Origin of the sequence: Leptotrichia wadei (genome assembly GCF_007990545.2) — a bacterium.
Classification (GTDB): Bacteria; Fusobacteriota; Fusobacteriia; order Fusobacteriales; family Leptotrichiaceae; genus Leptotrichia; species Leptotrichia wadei.
Map to the genome: position 1 here is coordinate 1,599,206 of NZ_AP019829.2, position 25,268 is coordinate 1,624,473.

A 25,268-nucleotide genomic window follows, 5' to 3' on the forward strand; every position below is an offset into this window, starting at 1 on the left:
TCTAAAAAAATAAATCAGAAAGGAAAATAAACTAATGAAAAAAATAGGAATAATTATTGGAAAATTTTTCCCGCTTCACATTGGACACGTAAATTTCATTCAGAGAGCCAGCGGTATTGTAGACAAATTATATATTGTCATCTCGTATTCTGACGATGCTGATGACCTACTTACATCCAATTCCCGTTTTGTAAAAGAAATCACTCCAAAGGATAGATTACGTTTTGTAAAACAAACATTTAAAAATCAGCCAAATATTTCATCTTTTTTACTTGATGAAAATCATTTTTCCCAACAAGGCGAAAACTGGGAAGAATGGGCTGACACTTTAAAAAATGAAATTGAAAAAAGAGAAAAACTAGAAAACGAAATAAAAATAGACTGGAAAAACGATGTTATTTTCATAAGCAATCGTGATGAAGATAAGGAATACAATTTAAAACATTTTGGCTCAAAAACAAGATCCATAGACAAAAATTATATTGAATACAATGTCAATTCCAAACAAATACGTGAAAATCCAAGTAAATACTGGGATTTTTTGCCACGCGAAGTAAGAGAACATTTAATCCCAATTATTACAATTTGTGGCGGTGAAAGTAGTGGAAAAAGTGTAATGATTGATAAACTTGCAAACGTGTTTAATACGACTTCAGCTTGGGAATATGGACGTGAATATGTATTTGAAAAACTAGGTGGTGATGAAGAAGCACTTCAATATTCTGATTATGAAAAAATTGTCTTTGGACATCAGTCAAATGTACTCTATGCCGCAAGAAATGCCAATAAATTTGCCCTAATTGACACAGATTACATCACTACTCTAGCTTTTTGCCTAACCTACGAAAAAAAAGACAATCCAATTGTTCGTGAATTTGTTCAAAATTATAGATTTGACTTGACAATTTTACTGAAAAATAATGTAAAATGGGTAAATGACGGGCTTCGTTCGATCGGAGACAATGAAAGACGGGAAAAATTTCAAAATTTATTAAAACAGCTGTACAAAGAATATAATATTTCCTATATTACAGTAAAATCCGACAGTTATGAAAAAAGATATTTAGCTTGTAAACATATTATAAAGGCTTATTTAGATGGTGCTGACAATTCTCGCTTGCAAGAAATTGCAGACAGTTTTATATAGTTTGAAAATATTTATACTATTTTCTATTTAAACAGCGGACTGGTTAAAAATTTCTTTGCAAATAATATAGATATATCAAGACACCTTGCTAAATAAAATTTTTAATAAATCCATTACTCTAATGGAAAGTAGTATATAAGTTCTAATAATTTTGATGAATAAAAAAAATAAAAACCTATTTACTAAATATAAAAAACTTTAGTAATAGGTTCTTTTTTAGAACTAAATTTTATGTGCTTTTTTTGGAAAACAGCTAAATACTTTTACCGTGCCCTCCCAAATCGTGCATACCTAGCCATTTCTAAAAAACCACTTTATTATCTTATTTAATTATATAAATATAAAATTACTTATTCTCTCGTTCCCATTTCTTTATCTAACAGGTAAAGTGTTGCACTATTATTATCAACATCTAAAGAAACTATTTTGTCAATTATTTTTTGAACCTGTTCTTCTTCTTCCTCTTGTTCTGAAGCAAAATCATTTAAAAATACCTCAGCTCCATAATCTTCCAATTCTCTTGCAAGTTTATGAATATTTTCAATTGATGCAGTTACTGCTTCTTCATGTGCAAGTGTAGCTTCAAATACTTCCTTTATTGAGTTAAAATTCATTTTAGGTTTATCTAATGCAAAAAACTCTATTTTTCCATTTCTTTTTAATACGTAGTTATAAAATTTATTTGAATGTTCAACTTCTTCTTTTGATTGTTCACTCATCCACTTTGAAAAACCTTCCAATGCTCTTTCATCAAAATATGCAGCCATAGCTTGATACTGATAAGAAGCAGCAAGTTCCATATTTATTTGTTTATTTAATAATATTTCTAATTCCTTATTTAATTTCATTTTTTCTCCAATCTATATTTTTAATTATGTTTTTCTAAACATTTTTCACAAACACCTTTTATATAAAAGTGTATCTCATCAATTTCAACATTACCCAGCTTCGATAAATCAAATTTTGATAAATCCACATCGAAGTCCATGATTTCTCCACAAGACTTACATTTGAAATGTCCGTGATTTTCCGTCACTACATCATATCTCACTTCATTTTCTTCGATTATTATCTCTTGAATAATGTTACTTCTGACGAATGTATTTAAGGTGTTATATACTGTAGTTTTGGACAAAGTAGGCATTTCAGGAGATAAATTCTGAAAAATATCATCGACTGTTGGATGTGTATGATTATCCATTAAATATTGAAATATTCTCATTCTTTGTATTGATGGCTTAATCCCATTTTTTTTCAAATATTCACCAACGTTTTCTATATGCATTTTTCCTCCTATTCCTATTAAAATATTTATATTTGCTTTTCCTTGTATCCATTACAATTTTATACCTTTTTCTAGATTTTGTCAATACTTTTATTTTATTTTTATTATCAAAGTTTATTTTTTCAATACAATACAGTAATAAATCTATTTTAAAATTAACACTAAAATTTCTTTTTCTAAAAATCCACTAATAGTAATTTACAAAAGTCTAAAAAACTAATAAATATAATATTTTCAGATTTTTATATTTTTAAATAAAGAATGTTAAACATTTACGGGAAAAATTTATAATGACTTTATTTTTAGAATGAAAAATACTTAAAATAACAGCAATATTTTATTTGCTTATCAATTCCATCATCAAAAATCTTTTTCTCCTCTATTATTCTATTTAAATCAAAAATAATATCATTCGCTAAAAGGAATCAAAAAAGTAAAAACCGTTTGCACATCTGGTTCGCTTTCCGCCAAAATTTCAATATTATGCCGTATCGCAATTTCCTTTGCAATTGCAAGACCTAGCCCCATTCCATTCTTATTTTCTTCTGTATTTGACTTATGATAACGATTAAAAATTTCTCCAATATTTTTAGGATCTATTCCTTTTCCGTAATCACAAATTTTAAGTTCGTATTTTTTATTTACTTTTCTTAAATAAATGTCAATTTTCTGGTTTTCACTTGAAAATTTTATTGCATTATCCAAGATAATTATTATCATTTGCCTAATTCTCTGATAATCTCCAGTAAAAAGATAATTTTCCATTTTCTGGTTGACTTTATTTCCAAAAAAATTAATTTTTATATTCTTTTTGGTTGAAATCTGCTTCATGCTTCTAACCGCATCATTCACAATTTCAGATAAATCAATTATACTTTTATCAATGGAAAAATCCGTGTTCTGAAGTTTTGTCAAATCGATCAGATCATTGACTAGCCTTTGTAAATGAATACTATCTGATAAAATCTGCCTATTATATTCTTTTAACTGCTCAGGATCACTAATAATCCCATCACAAATGGCTTCCATCGAACCTCGAATCACAGTAATCGGTGTCCGCAGCTCATGAGAAATATTCGCAATAAAATTTTGTCTCATTTTTTCAAACCGCTCACTTTCCTTAGAACTTTTATCAAGCTGAACTGCCAATTTATCAATACTTTCTGCAAGTTCTCCAATTTCATCCCCTTGATCCACATCTGTTGTCACCTCATAATCTCCCTGTGCCAATTTAAGCGTAGCATTTCTAATCTTGTTAAGTGGCCTTGTAAAACTTATAGAAAGCCATATTGCACTAATACTTGCTATTGCAAGAGCTGCTAAAATACTAAAAATAAGCGTATAGATTCCGCTTTTCAAGGCAGATGACATATATTTTACTGGAGAATGAAGCAAAACTGCTCCTTCGATGATTTTACCATTTTTTATTGGAACTGCCACAGTAATTGAATTTTCATTTAAATATTCATTAAAATTTTCTGTTGTAGTTGTCTCTCCAGCGAGTGCCCTTTTTATAGTATTTTCAGCATTTGGCGGCAACTTTAAATAAGACAGCGACTGGTTTCTCTCACTTCTTCCTTGGACAATATTTCCTGTTTTCGCATCAACTATCCAAACTTCTCCCATCGCAAGATTTTCAATCATTCTCATACTTCTAAAAATTTTAACATTGTTATCTTTTTCATCTACAATTCTATGCCTATGAAAACGTCTTTCTTCAGGTGGAATATTATCTTTTTCATCTTCTATATTTCTATTATCTTCTCTTTTTCTCAATTTGTTTTCTAAAATTTTATGTCTTTCTTCAGGCTTTCTTTCATCTTCATCTTTTCGTATATCTTCAATAATATTATTTTCAAAAATTTTTCCCTTTATATTTCCTACAATTTTAGCATTTTCTCTATGCGGAAATTTATTTCTATCTTCTTCAGAATTTCCAGTTCTTCTTTTTCCATCCGCACGCAAATCCCTATCTAGACTTTTTTCATTCCTATTTTTATTCTCAAACCATACTTTAGACAAAGTTTCTGAAATTTTACAAGCCCTTTCTTCTAAATCTTTTTTATGCATTGCAACTGTATTCTGAATATAGATATACCCAAAAATACTTCCAATTACAATTGAAAATAAAAAAAGTGATACTCCAAAATACGACAGCAACTTTATAGCTATTTTATTCCTAAATCTAATATTTTTCGCTTTTTTAATCAATTTCGCCTTACTTTCCTTCTGCCACAACTTTATCTATCCATCCAAACAATTCTGTCAAATCATAATCCCCCGAATGTGGTGTTGCCCAAGGTGATGCAAAATCAACTTTTTTCCCAAGATTTTCCAATTTTATGGCAAGTATTGCAGGTATTGCAAGTGAAGTATCTTTATCAATTGCACCGTGTCTTATTCTCCAATATTTCACTTTTGAACTTCCAATATAATTCATCGGATTCATCATTTTTATTATCTTTTTATCAGCAATCGTTCCATTTACTGTCGAATGTTCCAGCATATATTCTGTAAAATGCTTATTATTTGTAGTTTCATCTCCAAATTCATTATTTTCTCCAGTCGACAAATCCACATTATCAAAGGCTCCTGGCGTTTTCTGTCTACCCATATAAGCGATATATTTATTATAATCTAAATCTACAACTTTTCCATTTTTTATTGTTAAAAAGTCAAATTCTGATAAATCAGTTCCTTTTTTTAAAGCCGCATTTGCAGAATCAATATAATACTTCTTAATCTGATTTTTAAAGCTTCCATTTCCATCTTTATCCAACGTTAAAAGTTTACCGTTTTTGTCCTTCAATTTTAAACTATTCACATAATCAGGAAACATTTTTTTCAAATCATTTGAACGTAAAATTTCATTATCAGTCAACGTACCCTCAGTGTATTTTCTTTCCACATTGTAATCTAGCATTGAAATTTCTATCTTTTTATATGTTTTCACATCGTTAAACATCCACTCGTAAGCCGTATTTGCATTTTCTAAATTAGTTATTGGACAATAAGCTGAAACTGCGTAAATATCATCTCTGGCCTTCAATGCTCCAATTTTCTTCAAATAAGGCTCGTAATCCTTGCTATTTCCAGTTGCACCTAACAGAGCTGAAACCGCTCCTCCAGCACTTGTCCCATTAGAAATAATTCTGTCAGCTCTACCAGGCATTTTATTATCATTATAACGCAAATATCTGACAGCTGCTTTCAAATCTACAATTACAGCAGGTGCTTTTCCTGTATATTTCCCATCCTTTTCCAAAGTTCTACCTCTAGCTCCAGGACTTGCCACAACATATCCATTTGGCAATGCGACTAATGAAGCATCAGGTTTTTCATCTCTTCCATTTCCAGGCACTCCAGCCGCTCCAGGCATATATCCTCCAACTGTATTTGGAAAAAATATTGGTGCGCTTTTTGCATTGTATTTTCCAACTGATTTATTTTTAAAATATTCTTCTGGAATATAGATATTTATAGTTTGATAAGCAATGTCAACTGGTTTTGCTACATAAACTATATTTTCATAGGCACGATAAGTAATGGTTTTTCCATTAACAGTTGCTGTTTTTATCGTATAATTTTTATTTGCATCAAAATTTAAATTGTAACCATTTTCTGTTTTATTCGTTATCATATCTTCGGTTATTGCTTTTTTATTCATAGGTGCTCCCATTTTTGGCTTTTTATCTTCATTCTTATTTACTTCAGCATTTTTCTGATATTTACTGGAATCTGCTAACCCTCTTTCATTGTCCGTAGCCATTGAAAAAGCTGAAATTAATAAACTCATTACAATCAATTTTTTATTCATAGTTGATCTCCTTTTATTTTTATGAAATAGATATGTTCGATAACCTAAGTTTTTTATCTCTACAAGGAGTTAAGACCCCTTGCTTCAGGATATTTATTTTATTAAATTCTGAGTTTATATAATTATCGAACAGGTTTAATATTAACAAAATCCTCTGAATCTATCACGATTGAAGTCGTAAATATTCTGATATAATTAATAAAAATTAGTATAAAAAAAAGGACATAAGCAACAAAACCTATGCCTTTTAGTTATTTATAAATACTATACTAATTCAATAATTGCCAATTCAGCTGAATCTCCACGTCTTACAGCAGTTTTAATGATTCTTGTATATCCGCCATTTCTTTCTGTATATTTAGGTGCAATTTCATTAAAGATTTTAGCAACTGCTTCTTCATTTCTTAAAAATGCAAAAGCCTGTCTTCTTAAATGTATTCTTCTTGCTGTATCAGTTGAATTATTGTATTTTTTCCCTAAAGTAATTGCTTTTTCAGCAAATTTTCTTAATTCTTTAGCACGAGTTACAGTTGTTTCGATTTGCTCATGTTTCACTAAAGAAATTGTCATATTTTTAAGCATAGCTAATCTATGGTCTGTTCTTCTACCTAATTTTCTGTATGATTTATTATGATTCATTTTCCCTCCTCGTTTAAGATTTTATTCTATATTCTAGTTTAATTTTTTTATGATTACTCTTCACTGCCTACATTATCGCCTAAATCGTAACCAAGTTCTTTCATTTTATCGATAATTTCATTTAGTGATTTTTTCCCTAAATTCTTAATTTTCAATAATTCATTATAAGTCATTGAAGTTAAGTCTGAAATTGTATTTACTCCTGCCTTCTTCAAGCAGTTATATGAACGTACTGTAAAGTCAAGTTCTTCAATTTTCATATCTTCAATGTTATTTTCGTTTTCTTCTTCAGTTTCTGTCAATTCTTCTTCACTATCTCTGTATTTACTCATACTGTTCCCAATATTTGTAAATGGTTCCAAATGCCAAGTTAGTAATTCTACCGCATAAGACAAGGCATCTTTAATTTCGATACTTCCATCTGTTGCAATTTCCAAAATTAACTTGTCATAATTTGTAACACGTCCAACCATAGTATCTTCAACACTATAATTTACTCTTTTGATAGGCGTATAAATCGCATCAACTGCTAAATATCCTATTGGCCATCCATCAGTATTAATTTCATCAGAAATTACAAATCCTTCCCCTGAATCCACAAGAAATTCAATATCAACTTGTCTGTCAGTCGTAACTGTCATAATGACTTGTTCTGGATTTATAACTTTTAGTCCTGGTTCTACGTGAATATCTGCTGCTGTAATTACAGCTGGTCCTTTTACTGAAAGTGTCATTTTCTTTTCACCAGGTTCATCAGCTTCAACTACTATTTCTTTAATATTCAAAATAATATCTGTAACTGCTTCTTTTACACCTTCAATTGTAGAAAATTCATTTAATACACCTTCAATTTTGATTCCCTTTATTGCAGTTCCTGGAATTGATGATAATAATATTCTTCTAAGTGAATTTCCAATAGTATTCCCATACCCTCTATATAAAGGCTCTAATGTATATTTTGCTGTATAATTATCTTCTTTTTCTTCAGTCAATCTTACATTTTTAGCTATTTTTTCAATATTTAACAAGCTAATTCATCTCCTCTGATTAAAATATTATTATCTAGAGTAGAACTCGATAATCATCGCTTCGTCAACCTCAAAGTCAACTGCGTCTCTTCCTGGATTTTCAAGTACTTGAGCTTTTAAAGTGTTTTCTTCAAGTGACAACCACCCTGGAATTGCTTTTTGCCCGACAGATTCTTTAATTAAAGCTAATTCTTTAGAATCTTCCTTAACTGTAATTACATCACCTTGTTTTACTCTATATGATGCAATGTTTACTCTTTTTCCATTTATTAAAATATGTCCATGACTTACGATTTGTCTTGCTTGTCTTCTAGTAGCTCCAAATCCTAATCTGTAAATTACGTTATCTAATCTTCTTTCAAGATATTGAAGTAAAAGTTCCCCTGTTACTCCTTCTTTTCTTGTTGCTTCTTCATATAGTTTATAGAATTGTTTTTCCATTACTCCATAAACAAATTTTACTTTTTGTTTTTCTCTTTGTTGTGTTCCATATTCAGTTAATTTTCTATTTGCGTTTGGTCTAATATTTCTGTTTGATTTTTTGTTTACCCCTAAAACAATAGGATCTAAACCAAGATTTCTACATCTTTTTAACACAGGCTGTCTATCTCTTGCCATTTATCTTTTTCCTCCTTAGTTTATAAAATTACGGTCTTCTCTTTTTAGGTGGTCTTGCACCATTATGAGGTACTGGAGTTATGTCAACTATTCTTGTTACTTCTAATCCAGTAGCCTGTATTGATCTTATAGAAGCTTCTCTTCCAGATCCAGGTCCTTTTATTTTGATTTCGATTTGTTTCATACCATTTTCGATTGCAACTTGAGCTGCTTGTTCAGCTGCTATTTGAGCTGCGAATGGAGTTCCTTTTTTAGTTCCTTTGAACCCTGAAGTTCCTCCTGATTTCCAGATTACTACTTTACCTTCTGAATCTGTTATAGTAACAACAGTATTGTTAAAAGTAGAATGTATATATGCGATTCCATTAGGAATATTTTTTAATTTTTTCTTTTTTGAAGTTGCTGGTCTTTTTGCCACTTACGGTTTCCTCCTTTAACTTATATAGTCTATTATTTTTTCTTAGCGATTGCCATTCTAACTGGCCCTTTTCTGGTTCTTGCATTTGTTTTAGTTTTTTGTCCTCTTACAGGCAATCCATTTCTATGTCTTAATCCTCTGTAACTCTTGATGTCAAGCAGACGTTTGATGTTAAGTCTGATTTCTTTTCTTAACTCTCCTTCAATTTTGTACTCTTCTACAGCAGCTCTTAATTGTGCTACTTGTTCTTCTGTTAAATCTTTTACTTTAGTATCCTTGTCGATACCAGTTACTCCTAAAATTTTGTTTGAAGTACTTCTACCGATTCCAAAAATATAAGTTAATGAAATTTCTACTCTTTTATTTCTTGGAATATCTACTCCTGCTATTCTAGCCAAATTGTTTCCTCCTCGTTATTTGATATTTTTAATCTTCTTCAATATGCCCTCACATACATAATATAAGGAATAAGCTCTACAGCCAAACATACCTTTACAATCTTTATTTCAATATCCATAGTAATCTTATATTTCCTTTAATCTATATATATTTTAATAAAAATCTTTTTCAGGTTTATTAATCTGTTTTTTAAAATAAAAAATATTTTAAAACTATCCTTGTATTTGTTTATGTTTAGGGTTTTCGCATATTACTCTTACTTTTCCGTGACGTTTAACGATTTTACATTTGTCACAAATAGGTTTTACTGAAGCTTTTACTTTCACTAAAAACCCTCCTTCCAACTATTATTTTTTTCTATATACAATTCTACCTCTTGACAAATCATACGGAGAAACTTCCACTGTAACTTTATCTCCTGGTAAAATTTTTATATAGTTCATTCTCATTTTTCCTGAGATATGCCCTAAAACTTCGTGTCCATTTTCAAGCCTTACTTGAAACATCGCATTAGGCAATGCCTCGATTATTTCACCTTCCAGCTCAAGAACATCCTGTTTTGCCATAAATAATCACCTCGGATCCTTTTTATTATAACAAAAAAATAAATAAATGTCCAGTTTTTTTCAATATTTAATTTTTATAAAATCTCAAAAAACAATTTACATTTTTTATTTACTCTATCATAATACAGTATTTATCACATTTTGTCAATTATTTTTATTTTACAGCAAATCTTTTATTTTTTAACACTTCTAAAAATCCTGTACCCAGCATCAATTTCCAGCGTTTCACAATTCCCAAAAATCTCCTCCAGTTTTTTCTGTGTACTTTTTGCCCCATGTTTCGTCTGAATCACACAATAAAATTCCCCATTTTCATTCAAATGTAAAAAACTCTTTTCATAAATCTGAAAAATAGTCTGCTTTCCAGCTCGAATAGGCGGATTGGACAAAATCACATCAAACTTTTCAAAAATATTATCAAATACAAAAGATTTTATCACTCTAAAGTCACCATTTTTAAAATCGCCATTTTCAGAATTATTATTTTTTACAACTCCATTTTTAAAAAGATTTTCCCTCGTAAGCTCCAAAGCCCGCTGGTTCACATCTGATGAAACAGTTCTCGAATTTTTAAAAAAAGATTTTACAACAACCGATACAACTCCATATCCACAGCCAATATCCAGCACATCAAATTTTTGATTTTTTTTATTTGAATTTTCCCGTAAAAACACCTTCAACATAACATCTGTCCCAAAATCCACCTTTGCCTTTGAAAATATCCCATTATCTGTTATAAATTCAAAATTTCTATTTTCTATCTCGTATCTTATTATTTTTCTGTCTGATTTCACTTCCTGCTTTTCTGAAAAATAATGACTCATTCTATTTCACCTCTTAAATTTTTGTTTTCTATAATTTTTTAATTTCATACCATTATACCATATTTTACCGCTCATACCACATATTTATTTTTTTGCACATACAAAATTCCTTGCATTTTATCCAATTTTTTTATATAATATTTTTGACACAAAATAATTTTGTGCCCTAATAAAAATAAATTTTTATGGAGGTCTTTAAAATGATTAAAAAACTTATTGAAATAGAAGGACTGCATTGTGAAAACTGTGCAAAAAAAGTGAAAAATGCTTTATTCGGACTGCCAGAAGTGGAAGATGTGGAAGTAAATCTTTCTGATAAAAATGCAAAAGTTACTTTAAATGAAGAAGTTGACGATTTACTGATAGCAGATGTGGTAAATGCGGCTGGACATTATAAAGTGAAGGATGTTACAGAAATTTCTTGATTTTTTTATTAACTATTTATTTATAAAAAATTAAAAAAATTATTTTGAATTGAGTTGTTTTTTTTATTATAAAATGTTATAATAAGAATGTAAAAGAATAAAAATTCTCGTTGTAGTGTTACAAATCAAAAGAGAGCTAACCCCCAAAGTAAGCTCTCTTTTTTAGTTATTTCCAAAATTCTTGAATTAAAATTATTACTATTTGTAATAAAATTACAACTAAGATTTTTTATCAATAACACTCTCATTATAGTATTACCTCCTTTCTCAAGAATTGCTAAAATTATAACATTTTTTATTATATTTGTATATCATTTTTTTATTTTTTTAATGAATATAAAATTTTTTTACAAAAAAAAGACGATATTGAACAATTTTACTGCTCTTTATCATCTCTTCTAAAAATAACTCTTTATTATAAATACCTTAATTGTAATACATATTTTTATTGTACCCTGTAATTTGGAAAATCTCTCATTGCAATTTGTTTAGCTTCTTGAGAATTTTTTGCTTCAATCCAAACAACTCTTTTCTCATTAGTTTGTCTATCTCTTAGTGTAACTTGAAACTTAGCCATAATTTATCTCTCCTCCTTCCCACATTGTTAATAATGTACTTAATAACTTTAGAAATTGTAAAATCAAATAAAATTAATATCTTAAAAACTTCTAATTTAAGGTATAATTATAATAAAATATTTATTAATTTTATTTCAATAAATTTTACAATTATTCGTTGCTTCCAAAATTTTAATTACTTGTTCAGTATAACAAAAAATACTATTATTAAACCTTTAAATTTCCCTTATTCTATCTTTTTTTTTTTTTTTTTTATTAGAGTTAATATTTTCTGTAAAAAATATGAATTTGATTTCCTTATAAACAAGAAAGTCTATATTTAAAATAAAAAAGCCCAATAGATTTTTTTCTATCAGACTTTTTCATAAATTTATATTATTTTTCTTACTATTCCCTTATTTGCCCTTCCCCTCTAATCACATACTTCGTCGTAGTCAATTCCCTAATTCCCATAGGCCCACGAGCGTGAAGTTTTTGTGTGGAAATTCCAATTTCTCCACCAAAGCCAAATTCCTCTCCGTCAGAAAATCTTGTTGAAGCGTTTAAATAAACGTTGGCTGAATCTACTTCGTTTAGGAATTTTTCTGCATTTTCTATAGATTTTGTCAAGATTGAGTCGGAATGGTGCGTTCCATGATTATTTATGTATTCTATTGCTTCATCTATGTTTTTAACTAATTTTAGAGACATTATCAAATCCAAATATTCTGCTCCAAAATCTTCTTCTGTTGCCAATTTTACATCCGATCTATTTCCTACTATTTCCAATGCTTCCTTACTATATCTTAACTCTACTCCGTCCTTCAAAAGCATTTCTGTCAATTCAGGCAAAATTTCTTTTGCAATATTTTCATGAATCAATGTTGTTTCGATGGCATTACAAACGCTTGGACGTTGAACTTTAGCATTTTCAATAATTGGCAGTGCTTGTTTTATATCAGCTGTTTCATCTACAAAAATATGACAAATTCCCGCACCAGTTTCTATCATTGGAATTGTTGCATTTTCAATGATAAATCTTTTTAGCCCTTTTCCACCTCTCGGGATAATTACATCAATATACTTGTCTGCACGAATTAAATCCTTTACCAATTCTCTATCTGGCTTTTCCACAAGCTGAACTGTATTTTTTGGCAATCCATGAGCATCTGCAACTCTATTTAATAAATTATTTAAATAAATATTTGAATTTAAGGCATCTTCTGAACCACGTAAAATTATCGCATTTGAAGATTTTATTGCAAGTCCTGCCGCATCGACTGTAACATTTGGACGTGATTCGTAAATCATTCCGATTACTCCAAGAGGAACTCTCTTTTTAGCAATGCTCATTCCATTTTTATGATTCCATCCTGTAACGACTTCTCCAATCGGATCTGGGAACGCAGCCATTTCTCGTAAACTCTGGGCCATCCCTTCAATTCTGCTATCAGTCAATGTCATTCTATCTAGCAAAGCAAAAGAAATTCCATTTTTTTCCCCTTTTTCCAAATCTATTTTATTCGCAGCTTTTATTCCTTCTTTTTTATTTATAAGCTCATCTGCAATTGCAAGCAAAACATCATTTTTAGTTTTAGTTCCAATTTTCAAAAGTTCTCTTGACGCAATTTTTGCTTTTTCTCCAAGTTCTTCTATATAATTCATATTTTCCCTCATTTCTCATTTTTTACTTTATATATAAATATTTTATTTTTTTACTACAACATTGTCAATATGAATCACCGCATCATCATATTTATAACCTAAAATTTCTTCAATATTTTCACTTTTAACACCTTTTATAAGATTAATTTCCTCTGCCGAATAATTTGAAATTCCTGTTGCAATTACTTTTCCTTCCAAATTTTCAATTTCGATAACCGCTCCTTTGTCAAAACTTCCTTCTACAGATTTTATTCCAACAGACAATAAACTTTTACCATTTTTCAATGCTGTTTTTGCACCATCATCAATTGTCAATGCACCTTCTTTGTTAGGTCCGTATGCAAGCCAGTATTTTTTCAAGCTAATTTTTTTATTTTTCTTCACAAAAAGTGTTCCAATATTTTCTTTTTCAACAATTCTAGTTATATTTCTAGGGTCGTCTCCACTTGCAATAACTAAACTTGTTCCGATTTTTGTTACCATTTCCGCAGCAATAATTTTTGTAATCATTCCACCAGTTCCAAATTTTGAACCTTCTGAACCTGCCATATTTTTTATATCCTCGTTGATATCTCCAACAATATGGATTAAATTAGCATCCTCATATTTTCTAGGATTTTTGTTATAAAGCCCATCAATATCTGACAAAATAATTAATAAATCAGCATCAATCAATCCTGAAACGAGTGCAGACATAGTATCATTATCGCCAACCTTTATTTTTAGAGCATTTGATACAATTGCATCATTTTCATTTATAATTGGAATAATTTTTCTTTTCAAAAAGGCATTACAGACGTTTCTCATGTTCAAATATCTTTTTCTATTTGAAAATTCCTCTTTTGTCAATAAAAGTTGCCCAATTATTTTATTGTGCTCTTTAAAAAGTGTCTGATAAATCTGCATAAGCGAAACTTGTCCAACAGCTGATAACATCTGTTTTTCAGCCAAAGTTTTAGGTTTTTCATTTATGTTAAGAAGCCCCATTCCAGCACCAACCGCTCCGGAACTCACAAGAATCACATCATACCCCTTATTCTGTAAATTACTTAATTCCATTACAATTTTTTTTATCTTATCAATATTTAAACGTCCATCTTCAGTTGTAAGTGTTGATGTTCCTACTTTTACAACAATTCTTTGGACATTTCCTAATATTTCTTCTCTATTATTAATAGTTTTCATCTCTTTTATTTCCCTTTTCTCTAATAATTTGTAGAATTTTTTTATTACTAAACTTCAATAAAAAGATGAAGCGATATTTTTAGCAATAATTTCCAACTCTAAAAGTAAATAATGTTTTAAGACAATATTTCTATTTTTTCAATCTATTACAAAGACTTGTATTTACACAAGTATATCCTCCTGCAACAGCTCCAGCTCCCAATGCTAATGCTGTACAAGAACTCAAGCTCATCATTAACACAATTATTGCTCCTATAATTTTAATTTTTCTCATTTTTCCTACCTCTCAATCTGGTTTTTAAATTAACCTAAAAAATTTACTATATTTTAACTTTTTTAATTTATTTATTTCTTTATAATAATAAATAATTTTGGTATTTTAATCTTAACTTTTTCGTATCCATACAGAAATTTTTTCACTTCCAACTTTAAAACGGGCATTTCCTTCCTCATTTATTACAACATCTTCATATCCACTGCCTGTGACTTCCTGCCAAACCTGACCAGTCCGTTCCTTTCCAACTTCTATCTGAATTTCACCTTCCTCATCAGAATTTGAAAGTACGGCTACACAGCCAGTCCATTCGTCTCTTCCTGTTCTTTGAATTGCAATTATATTTGGATCTTCAAAATGATTTATCTGCTCTCCATAAGCATACAGTCTTCGGACTTCCAGAAGTTTATCAATTATCCATTGATGTGGACTCTTTTCTCCGCCTACACCGTAATAATCTCCATAAAATAAGCAAGGATAACCATCTTTTGATAATAGAATTATAGCATAAGAATGTGGAATAAACCAGCTTTCCACTTTTGATTCCAAGGCACTTCCCTTTTGAGAATCGTGATTATCCACAAATGTTACTGCTTCCATAGGATTTTCTGCAACTATTGTATGCTCAAAAATTTCCCGCAAGTCATAACCTTTTTTCTTTTTAGAAGCATCATACATGTTAAAGTGAAGCCCTACATCAAATAAATCAGTTTTATAACCAACATTATCCAAATATTCCTTCAATTTTTCCAAGTCATTTCGCCAGTATTCTCCAACAGAATAAAATTTTTCTCCATAAGTTGCCCTTATTTGTGTCAAAAATTCTGCTATAAACTCATCTTTTATATGTTTTACTGCATCCATTCTGAATCCATCAAGTTTCAATTCATTTACAACCCATTTTCCCCATCGGATTACTTCTTTCCGTACTTCAGGATGAGAAAAATCAATATCAGCATTCATCAAATAGTCATAATTTCCAAGTTCAGAATCAACTCCTTCATCCCAGTCCTTGTTTTCTCCAACAATCTTATAAATTCCATTTTTACCTGTTCGGTTATCAAAATCAATACCGTCAAAAAGGTTATAATTCCACTTAAATGCAGAATATTTATCGTTTCTTCCAGGAAAAGTGAATTTTGTCCACCCTTCTATTTCAAAAGGTTCAGATATTTCCACTGTCCTATCTTCCGGATCAACTTCAATTGCCAAAAAATTCTCTGTTTCGTCAGCACCGCCCTTATGATTCAAAACCGCATCCAAATACACATTTATATTATACTTATGAAGCTCTTCAATTGCCTCAATCAATTCTTGTTTTGTCCCATATTTCGTTCTAACAGTTCCTTTTTGATCAAATTCCCCTAAATCCCACAAATCATAAGCTCCATAACCAACATCATCTTGCGAAGTCCCTTTATATGCAGGCGGGATCCATACTCCAGTTACTCCAATTTCACTCAAGTGCTTTGCATCTTCCTTCAATCGTTTCCAATGTTTTCCGTCATTCGGCAAATTCCATTCAAAATACTGTATCATTACTCCATTTTCCATAAAAATTCTCTCCTTTTTGTAATATTTTTAATTTTACAATTTTTTATTCAAGTTTTATTCCATTTTCCTTTATAAATTTAACAACTTCCCTCAAATCCTCTTCTGTATCCACACCTATCACATTCGACTTAGTTTCCAACACCTTTATTTTATACCCATTTTCAATAAATCTCAACTGCTCAAGCGACTCAATTTTTTCAAGCACACCTTCCTTCAAATTTTTTAATTTGTTCAAAAAACTCGTGGTATATCCGTAAATCCCAATATGTCTAAAGTACTTAAAATCTGCATTTTTATTACGTTCATAAGGAATTACAGAACGGCTAAAATAAATGGCATTGTCATTAAAATCTGCAATAACCTTTACATGATTTGGATTTTCAATCTCCTTTTGAGATTTTATTTCCTGTTTCAGTGTAATAATTTCTGATTTTTCACTTCTGTAATTATTTGCAAGAACATTAATTGATTCAATGTCAATCAACGGCTCATCCCCCTGAATATTTATCACAAAATCATAATTTTTAAATTTATCTTTATTTATAACTTCAACTATTCTAGAAGTCCCATTCTGATGATTTTCAGCAGTCATAACCACATTTCCCCCAAATTTTTTCACAGCCTCAAAAATCCTTTCGTCATCTGTCGCCACAACCAATCCATCAATATCCGCATTTTTAGCCCTTTTGTAAACCCATTCAATCATAGAATGTCCACAAATATCTTTTAATGGCTTTCCTTCAAACCTGCTAGATGCATATCTCGCTGGAATTACTCCTAATATTTTCATAAATATACTCCTCTTTTTGATAATCTTGTAAAATTACAATAATAACGTTTTTTTTTAATCTAAAATTTTTAATTTTTATCAATTTAATTTTAAATCAGTTTTGAATATATTTTATCACATTTTTGTCTAAATTACATTATTTTATTGTTATAAAGATTTTTTTATTTCATAAATTACAATATTAATTGTGACATTTTACCAAGTTTTTTTGCTTGCTTTTTTTTTTAAATTTTAGTATAATAATAGTAAAATATTTTTTTTAAAAGATAATAAATTTAAAATCATATTTTTAAAGTTTATATTACACTTAAAAAAATATTTCAAAAAAAAATCACTTACAATCACTAAAAAATCACTTTTATCAAAAATTATTTTGAGCACTATCGAAAAGAACCATGGAAAAATCTTAATAGTTTTCAAGCAATTTCACTATATTTAAAATTTTTTTTGGTTTTATATCATAAATGAAAAATTTAATTATCACAAAAAATTTTTTACAAGGAGATATATTAAAATGACAAATAGCATTACAAAAATAAAGCAGGATTTGCGGGCTTATGCAAAAAGATGTAAGGATGTGCATTATACAGAAGGTCTAGTAATAACATTTTTAATTACTGGAATGCTTTTTGCAGCGAGGAATCTATTTTCAGATTCGGCAGGTACAAGTATAGAAAATCAGAAACAAGCAATTTCTACATCAATTAAGACAATACATCAGCAAGTCAAAGCAACACGAAAAGAAAATGACAAATTATTGAAAAGCACAAATCTTGAACTAATTCAATTAATGGAACAAGGAGATCACGTTGTAAAAGCGCCTTGGAGCAGCTGGCAATATGGTATAAATTACTTTAATAACAACTGGAATGGTACTTATAAAGGTAGAGGAGATAAAAAGGAAAAATATCCTTATGAAGGTGTATATACAAGAAGTAATGATGTGTTTGTAAGAAATACATCTCCACTAAGTAATCAGTACAAAAAATTACCTTCAATGGGCTTGGCACAAACAAGTTACGGTTTAATAAGCAATATACGTGAACAGGAACCATTAGTAAGTGCTAAGGCAGAAGTAGCTATAATTCCAAGAACAGTACTAAAAAACCCTTTAAATGTGGTAACTCCCACAATGACAGAACCCAACCCAACAACACCTAACATAGCAATAAAACCGCCAAAATCAATAAAAATTGTGGAACCAACAGCACCAAATGTAAATCCAAACTTGCCAGAACCAAACGCAAGTCCTTTTGTTGACTACTGTTTCACAGGATGTGGAAATAGTAATAGTTGGGTAGCGGCTGATTCTAGACGTTCTGGAGGGGGTGCGACATATTATGCAGGAGTAGATAGTAGTGGAAATTTTAATGATCTTGCAAGACCAGCTCAAGTGATATACATAAATAATTCTCATAATGTAAATGGACATGGTTTTTCATTTAGTAATGATGCAACTGGTGTAACAATGTACTTAGCTGGAAGCAGTAACGGAACTCGAAATGTAGGAAATGGTGGTCATGTTGCGGGGCAAATAGGGATTCACTCTGTGGCTGATGGTAAATTAGCAAATATTACAGCTAATTTGTATGGAAGAGCTGCATTTCATTCAATAGAAACTTGGCATGCAGGACATAATTTATATGATAATGTGACTGTTAATCTTAAAGGGACAGATAATACAGTATTTCTTATTTATCCAGCTGCATGGGAATCGTTGGTTTTACACACAAGTGTGAATGGTGTTAATGGTACTCATAATAAAAGAGGTGAATTTAATGGAAGTGTAGACGTTACGATACCAGAATCTGCAAGTCAAAATATTATCTATAATGTGTTAGGGGCACAAGCAAGTTTTGCTGTGGAAAGTAGAGGAAATTATATACTTGAAGGACAAGGAAACATGGTGTATTCAGGATATGGATATTCTCCAAATTATAAAAATTTAAATGGAGAAACTTATAGCACTTCAAACGGAAGAACTGCTTCAGTAACTATTAGTGCTCCTGGAACTTCAAGAATACCATATATAAATTTAGAGAAATATGTACAATCATATGGAGATGACAATATAATTTTGTATTTTGCAAATAAAAATAAAAATGCAGCAGGAGATCCGTATCAAGAAGGTATCACTACAGGTGCTAACAGTATTGATAACTGGAAAGAAGCAGTAGTAGGGATTTATCAAGGAGAAATTTCGGCAAAAGCAGTTATTGGAAATCAATTAAATATAGCAAATGACGGTACTCCTCAAACTGGAGGAAATAAAACTAGTGGAGATAATAAATATGTTGAAACAAATGTTGGAGTATTTGCAAGATCTGGACAAAGAAAAGATATTACTCCTTCTAATGATATGGGTGCATTAGGTATTTTTGATAAGGATAAAGTACATTCTTTACAAATAAATAATGTTGACATTAAATTTGGAAAATATTCTAAGAGTGGAATTATGTTTGCATCTGAATATGGAACTATAATGGATGTAGCAATGAGTACAAATAACAAAGAAGTGATAACAACATTGTCAACTGATATAAAAGACAATGGAAATGCTGCATCAATAGGAATAGTAGGACCATCAGGTGCTGGAAAAATTTCAGCCGATGATTCTTTAAATGAAGCGGCAACTGGAACCATTATTGCCTATTCAAATGGTGTTTGGGATAATAACAAACATAGTATGAGTGCTGCTACAAATACTGCTCTTAAAGGAAAACCAAGTGAAATTAATATTGGTGCGAATGTAGAACTTTCTGCAAGATACTTGAAGACAGGTGTAGATGCAAATGGAAATGAGACAGGAATAAATCCTATTGCTTATCTTGCAAAAGATGGAGGATTAGTTAATGCTAAAGGAACAACAGATGCTAAAGGATTTGGTTCAATAATTGCATATGCGGAAGGCTTTGATTCTAATAACCAAACTACAGTATCGAAAGTAGAAACAACAGGGAAAATAACAGCTGTTGACGAATGGGTTTCAAATGATGATAAGACAGTGCCGTATATTTATAAGAATATAGGGGGATTGGCTAAAAATAAAGGACACATTGATATTAATGGAACGGCTGAAATTAATGGTATAGGAGCACTTGCTACAGGAGATGGCTCTATTGTAAATTTAAATGGTTCAAATAATGTGATTAGAGCTGGTAGAACTGGAGGACTTGCGGCATTTGATAAAGGAGTAGTAAATATCGCAGGAACAACGAAAATAGAAGTTAAAGATATAAGATATTTAGATAGTAAAAATGTTGTTCAGACATCAGGAAGCCATGATAGTACAACACCATTTTATGCTAGTGGTGGTGGAAAAATTAATTTTAATGCCAATACAGAAATAGAAATGCACAATGGATTAATTATTCCTGATACTTCTGACACTAAATTTTATTCTCAAACTGCAACACCTACCTCATCAGCAACAAAATATTTTAATATGGGAAAAGTAAAGTATAAGATAGTTGGAGATAAAGTTACATTTGGAGTATTTAATAATAAATCAAATGTTATTTGGAATGGAAGTACTCAGGATTTAGCAAGTGGACTAGGCTTTAATGGAATTATTACTTATGATTCAAGTAATCCAAATCCATTTGTAAAAACTGTGTTTGAAAATTCTGATATAACACTAGATACTACAAGTACAGTTCCAGGAAGCAATAATACTAATGCTGCAATTAATTTGACATTAACACCTTATACTAATGAAGGATTTAATGCAATTACTGCCGAAAGATCAAGAATAACAATAGCTTCTACTCAGACGATAGATGCTACAACAGCTTTAAATGAAAATATTCAGGGACTTTCAATGGGATCTAATAAAAATGCAACATCGAATGCAGAAACTGCATATATTAATTATGGGACTGTAAATAATACTGGAGGAACAGCGGCTGCCAATATTGCTGGAATGAATGTGAGTTATGGAACAATAACAAATAAATCTGGTGCAAATGTTACTGTAAATCACGGGGCTGGAATTTATGGAACTAATGGAAGTAAACTTGTAAATGAAGCTGGGGCAACTATAACTGTAACAGATTCAGGAGCGGCTATTGCGGCGAAAGTTACGGCTGATACTACACGTCTTTTAAATTATGGAACTGATAAGTCAGGAAATACTCAGACAGCTATAGAGATTACAAATGAAGGAAACCTTGTGACAACAGGAATGGCAAATCCGATTGGAATATTAGCACAAAATAACAGAGCGGATGAAGTTGATAGAAGTAGAGTGGTTATAAATAATAAAAATAATATTACTCTTGGTGATAGAGGTGTTGGAATAATTGTTACGGCATCTTCTAAGACAGCTGGTGGAAATCCATTACATGGTGGAACAATAAATCTTACTGGAAATGGAAGTTCTGATATAGTTACAGGAGCAACGGGAACAGGAGTATATGCTCAAAATTCAAATGTTAATTTACTTACAAATTATGGTATTGAAACAAAAGAAGAAGGAGCAGGTATCTACGTAAAAGGAAATACTTCAACTATAAATGGGCCTGGAAAATTTGAATACAAATATAATGGTTCTGCTACAGGAAAAGGAGCAGGACTTGCATTCGGAGGAAGTCTTGCTGGAGAAAGCGGAAATCCTGATGCCAAAAATTATGTTGATGTAGATGTTGTAAATGCGACAAATACTACAGGTGGTATTGCTTCACTATATGCAACTGGTGGAGGCACTTTAACAAATTATGGAACTATAAATGCTTCAACTGTAAAAGGGTATAACATAATAGGAGATGGAAGAAGCATTGTAAATGAAGGTGTGCTTAATGTTGTAAATTCTACAAATTCTTCAGAACCTAATATAGGTATAGTTGTAACAGGTTCTGGAAAAGCTGTAAATAATAAAAATATAGTAGCTGGAGATAAATCTGTTGGAATTTATGGACTAGATGCCGAACTTGGGTCAAATTCAGTTACAACAGTAGGTAAAGAAGGAATAGGAATATATTCTAAAGGCGGAACAGTTAAGCTTTTGACAGGAAGTACACTTAATGTTGGTACTGATGAAGGAGTCGGAGTTTATACAGTAGGAAATGGACAAAATGTATATTCTTCTGGAAATATAAATTTGGCAGAAAATTCGTTTGGATTTGTAAATGTTGGAAATAATAACATGGTAGAAAGTAATTCAAACGTAAGTTTACATAATAATAATATACATATATATTCATCTGATGCAGCGGGAAGAATATATAATAAAGGAAATGTAACATCTAGCGGTAATAGAAACTATGGAGTATATGCTGCTGGACATTCAGAAAATAGTGGACACATAAATATGACGACAGGTTTGGGAAATATAGGAATGTATAGTAAATCTGGAGATGCACATAATGTAGCAGGTGGAACAATAACTGTTGGTTTAAGTGGGACTAATCCAAATTACAATCCTATTGATTCAAGAACAGGAAACTTAAAAGATCCAACAAAACCACTAGATCCAGTAGGAACTTTGTATAGTGTAGGAATGGCGGCTGGATATCTTGAAAGAGATCCTAGAACAAATCTTCTTGTAAAAGATTCGGCAGGAAATAATATTGTACATGATCAAGGAAGAATAACAAATTCAGGTACAATAAATGTTGTTGGAAAAGATAGTACAGGAATGTATGGAGCTGGTTCAAATACAGTTATAACGAATGCAGCCGGCTCTTTCATAAATCTTGCATCTGATGGAGCAATAGGAATATTTGCAGAAGAAGGGGCAAGAGTAATAAACAGAGGTACAATTCAAACTACTGTTGATGGACTGAAGGATGTAAAAGGTGTTGTACTTGGACAAAATTCTGTACTTGATAATCAAGGTGGTAAAATATTGATAAAAAATGCAGATACCAGTGTAGGAGTTCTTTTGAAAGGTGCGACTATAATTAACAGAGGAACAATAGAAGTTAGAGGTGGAATAGGGTCAACTGAAACTCAAGTGTTTGAACAAAGTTCGACTGGAAAACCAGTATCAGCTTTCCCAAATATTATTTCAATATCAGCTGAGCCGAATGCCCCTGAAGCTACAATAACAGTAAATGGACAAGTTGTGCAACCTGAACCTGTTAAATTTAACGTAATATCAGCACCTAAACAAGTAAGTCTAAGTTCAATAGGAATTTATGTGGATACATCTGGAACAGAATATACAATACCAGTAGTTGGTCTTCAAAATCTTACAAAAGAGGCAGATCTAATAATTGGATCAGAAGCAGCAAGAAGAACAACAGCTAAAGAAATAGTAATAGATGACCCAAATATAATAGAACCTTATAATGAATCAATGAGAAGTAACGGAAGAGTAGACAAATGGAATTTTTATTCAGGAGCACTTACATGGGCTGCAACTGCCACAATAATAGATGCCAGCATGAGTGCATTCCCAGGACACGTTCAAATAAATAAAATGTACCTTGTAAAAAAACCTTATACTGACTGGGCTGGAAAAGATGCAACACCAGTAGATAGTACAGATACATATAATTTCTTAAACGGACTGGAGCAAAGATATGGAATCGAAGCCTTAGGTTCACGTGAAAATCAATTATTCCAAAAATTAAATGGAATTGGAAACAACGAGGAAGTATTGCTGTACCAAGCATTTGACGAAATGATGGGACACCAGTATGGAAACCTTCAACAAAGAATCAATGCAACTGGAAGCTTGCTTGACAAAGAGTTCAAGTACTTGAAACATGACTGGAGAAATCCATCTAAGCAAAACAACAAGATTAAGGTATTCGGCATGAGAGACGAATACAATACTGATACAGCTGGAATTATTGATTATACAAGCAATGCCTACGGTGTGGCTTACGTTCATGAGGATGAAAAAATCAAGATGGGTAACTCTAGAGGATGGTACGCAGGAGCTGTAACAAACAGATTCAAGTTCAAGGATATTGGAAAATCTAAAGAAAACCAGACAATACTTAAAGCAGGAGTGTTCAAGACAATGTCGCCTAAGAAAGACTACAACGGAGCATTGCAATGGACAATTGGCGGAGATTTATTTGTAGGCATTAACGATATGAAACGTAGATATCTAGTTGTAGACGACGTATTCCAGGCAAAATCTGACTACCATTCTTATGGAGCGGCTCTGAAAACTGATTTGGGATACGATGTAAGATTGAGTGAAAGAACACATTTCCGTCCGTATGGAGCCTTGAAGATGGAATACGGTAGATTTAACAGCATCAAGGAAGACAGAGGGGAAATGAGACTGGAAGTAAAAGGAAACGACTATTTTTCAGTAAAACCTGAAGTTGGAATGGAATTCAGATATGTTCAGCCGTTAGCGGTAAGAACAAACTTGACAATAGGACTTACAGCAGCCTATGAAAATGAACTAGGAAAAGTTGGGGATGTAAACAACAAGGCAAGAGTGAGATACACAACAGCAGACTGGTTTGGAATCAGAGGAGAAAAGGAAGATAGAAAAGGAAATGGTAAGTTTGACTTGAATGTCGGTGTTGACAATACAAGATTTGGAGTTACAGTAAATGGCGGATACGATACTAAAGGTAAGAATGTAAGGGCAGGTATTGGATTTAGAGCTGTTTACTAAATTCTAAACTGATAATATATTTAAATTTTAAAGAAAAGAAAGTATCCATTTATCAAATAGGATATTTTTAAGGCTATGTAAAATTTTTGTGTAAACCTCTAAATAATATATAGTAAAGAACTATATAATATTTGGAGGTTTTTATTATGGCTAATACTACTTTCCCATTTAAATATCGGAATAGTTATGAATTTTTTTGCAAGGTAAAATATAATTTCTATAAATGGAGTTTTAGTATAAAAAGAAAATTGACAAGGAAATTTTTGAGAATCATGATATTAAAGATATGTTTAAGGATTTGCTTTAAGATGCTATTCAGACTATGCTTGAATTTTAAATTTCACGGATTGGGGTTATGCTGAAATATTAAAATTAGGGAATAGCAGTCTAGACACAGCTTGAAGATGCCATTAATTATTATGGACACTCTCAGAATTACTTCAATGCTAAACTTCATTTCAAAAAAAAAAGAGTCATTTAAATCTTTAAACA

21 protein-coding genes are annotated in these 25,268 nt (G+C 30.9%); 3 read left to right on the forward strand and 18 right to left on the reverse strand.

The window, feature by feature from the left end; genetic code table 11:
- Nucleotides 1-34 precede the first annotated feature (34 nt).
- Nucleotides 35-1,147, forward strand: coding sequence for a multifunctional transcriptional regulator/nicotinamide-nucleotide adenylyltransferase/ribosylnicotinamide kinase NadR (nadR, locus tag FVE73_RS07490; RefSeq protein ID WP_018499050.1), 1,113 nt, complete (start codon nt 35-37; stop codon nt 1,145-1,147).
- Between the two features lie 350 nt (nt 1,148-1,497).
- On the opposite strand, the gene FVE73_RS07495 is transcribed toward nadR, so the two are convergent.
- From FVE73_RS07495 to FVE73_RS07550, 12 genes are all read right to left on the reverse strand, one after another.
- Nucleotides 1,498-1,995, reverse strand: coding sequence for a ferritin (locus FVE73_RS07495; protein WP_018499049.1), 498 nt, complete (start codon nt 1,993-1,995; stop codon nt 1,498-1,500).
- 20 nt (nt 1,996-2,015) lie between these two features.
- A complete protein-coding gene (locus tag FVE73_RS07500; RefSeq protein WP_018499048.1) occupies nt 2,016-2,432 on the reverse strand; it encodes a Fur family transcriptional regulator in 417 nt (138 codons plus the stop codon).
- Nucleotides 2,433-2,840: 408 nt separating this feature from the next.
- Nucleotides 2,841-4,643: a sensor histidine kinase gene (locus FVE73_RS07505; RefSeq protein WP_146997850.1), complete on the reverse strand. Its 1,803-nt coding sequence runs from the start codon at nt 4,641-4,643 to the stop codon at nt 2,841-2,843.
- A 7-nt stretch (nt 4,644-4,650) separates the two neighbouring features.
- Nucleotides 4,651-6,249 carry a subtype B tannase gene (locus tag FVE73_RS07510; RefSeq protein WP_018499046.1) on the reverse strand — a complete coding sequence of 533 codons (1,599 nt, stop codon included), beginning with the start codon at nt 6,247-6,249 and terminating at the stop codon, nt 4,651-4,653.
- A gap of 264 nt (nt 6,250-6,513) precedes the next feature.
- Complete coding sequence (gene rplQ / locus FVE73_RS07515; protein WP_018499045.1) at nt 6,514-6,888, reverse strand: 50S ribosomal protein L17; 375 nt, start codon at nt 6,886-6,888, stop codon at nt 6,514-6,516.
- Between the two features lie 53 nt (nt 6,889-6,941).
- Nucleotides 6,942-7,916 carry a DNA-directed RNA polymerase subunit alpha gene (locus FVE73_RS07520; RefSeq protein ID WP_018499044.1) on the reverse strand — a complete coding sequence of 325 codons (975 nt, stop codon included), beginning with the start codon at nt 7,914-7,916 and terminating at the stop codon, nt 6,942-6,944.
- Between the two features lie 30 nt (nt 7,917-7,946).
- Nucleotides 7,947-8,534, reverse strand: a complete 588-nt coding sequence (rpsD, locus tag FVE73_RS07525; RefSeq protein WP_018451246.1) for a 30S ribosomal protein S4 — start codon at nt 8,532-8,534, stop codon at nt 7,947-7,949.
- Between the two features lie 28 nt (nt 8,535-8,562).
- A complete protein-coding gene (gene rpsK, locus FVE73_RS07530; protein ID WP_015770205.1) occupies nt 8,563-8,952 on the reverse strand; it encodes a 30S ribosomal protein S11 in 390 nt (129 codons plus the stop codon).
- 32 nt (nt 8,953-8,984) lie between these two features.
- A complete protein-coding gene (rpsM, locus tag FVE73_RS07535; protein ID WP_018499043.1) occupies nt 8,985-9,350 on the reverse strand; it encodes a 30S ribosomal protein S13 in 366 nt (121 codons plus the stop codon).
- 213 nt (nt 9,351-9,563) lie between these two features.
- Entirely contained in the window at nt 9,564-9,677 is a 114-nt protein-coding gene (rpmJ, locus tag FVE73_RS07540; protein WP_015770204.1) for a 50S ribosomal protein L36, read from the reverse strand.
- A 21-nt stretch (nt 9,678-9,698) separates the two neighbouring features.
- The gene (infA, locus tag FVE73_RS07545; RefSeq protein ID WP_006805851.1) at nt 9,699-9,917 is read right to left on the reverse strand and encodes a translation initiation factor IF-1; all 219 of its coding nucleotides are present in this window, start codon (nt 9,915-9,917) and stop codon (nt 9,699-9,701) included.
- A gap of 173 nt (nt 9,918-10,090) precedes the next feature.
- Nucleotides 10,091-10,741: a class I SAM-dependent methyltransferase gene (locus FVE73_RS07550; protein ID WP_018499042.1), complete on the reverse strand. Its 651-nt coding sequence runs from the start codon at nt 10,739-10,741 to the stop codon at nt 10,091-10,093.
- Nucleotides 10,742-10,941: 200 nt separating this feature from the next.
- Here FVE73_RS07550 and FVE73_RS07555 point away from each other — a divergent pair, with 200 nt between their 5' ends.
- The gene (locus FVE73_RS07555; RefSeq protein ID WP_018499041.1) at nt 10,942-11,166 is read left to right on the forward strand and encodes a heavy-metal-associated domain-containing protein; all 225 of its coding nucleotides are present in this window, start codon (nt 10,942-10,944) and stop codon (nt 11,164-11,166) included.
- 445 nt (nt 11,167-11,611) lie between these two features.
- Here the strand turns inward: FVE73_RS07555 and FVE73_RS11070 are convergent, their stop codons facing one another.
- From FVE73_RS11070 to kdsB, 6 genes are all read right to left on the reverse strand, one after another.
- Nucleotides 11,612-11,743 carry a hypothetical protein gene (locus FVE73_RS11070; protein WP_018499039.1) on the reverse strand — a complete coding sequence of 44 codons (132 nt, stop codon included), beginning with the start codon at nt 11,741-11,743 and terminating at the stop codon, nt 11,612-11,614.
- A 388-nt stretch (nt 11,744-12,131) separates the two neighbouring features.
- A complete protein-coding gene (locus FVE73_RS07560) occupies nt 12,132-13,388 on the reverse strand; it encodes a glutamate-5-semialdehyde dehydrogenase (RefSeq protein ID WP_018499038.1) in 1,257 nt (418 codons plus the stop codon).
- Nucleotides 13,389-13,430: 42 nt separating this feature from the next.
- Nucleotides 13,431-14,573, reverse strand: a complete 1,143-nt coding sequence (gene proB / locus FVE73_RS07565; RefSeq protein ID WP_018499037.1) for a glutamate 5-kinase — start codon at nt 14,571-14,573, stop codon at nt 13,431-13,433.
- 130 nt (nt 14,574-14,703) lie between these two features.
- The gene (locus FVE73_RS07570) at nt 14,704-14,847 is read right to left on the reverse strand and encodes a hypothetical protein (protein WP_018499036.1); all 144 of its coding nucleotides are present in this window, start codon (nt 14,845-14,847) and stop codon (nt 14,704-14,706) included.
- A gap of 111 nt (nt 14,848-14,958) precedes the next feature.
- A complete protein-coding gene (locus FVE73_RS07575; protein ID WP_018499035.1) occupies nt 14,959-16,401 on the reverse strand; it encodes an alpha-amylase in 1,443 nt (480 codons plus the stop codon).
- 43 nt (nt 16,402-16,444) lie between these two features.
- Nucleotides 16,445-17,191 carry a 3-deoxy-manno-octulosonate cytidylyltransferase gene (gene kdsB, locus FVE73_RS07580; protein WP_018499034.1) on the reverse strand — a complete coding sequence of 249 codons (747 nt, stop codon included), beginning with the start codon at nt 17,189-17,191 and terminating at the stop codon, nt 16,445-16,447.
- Nucleotides 17,192-17,705: 514 nt separating this feature from the next.
- Between kdsB and FVE73_RS07585 the strand changes: the two genes are divergently transcribed.
- The gene (locus FVE73_RS07585; protein ID WP_146997851.1) at nt 17,706-24,776 is read left to right on the forward strand and encodes an autotransporter-associated N-terminal domain-containing protein; all 7,071 of its coding nucleotides are present in this window, start codon (nt 17,706-17,708) and stop codon (nt 24,774-24,776) included.
- Nucleotides 24,777-25,268 lie beyond the last annotated feature (492 nt).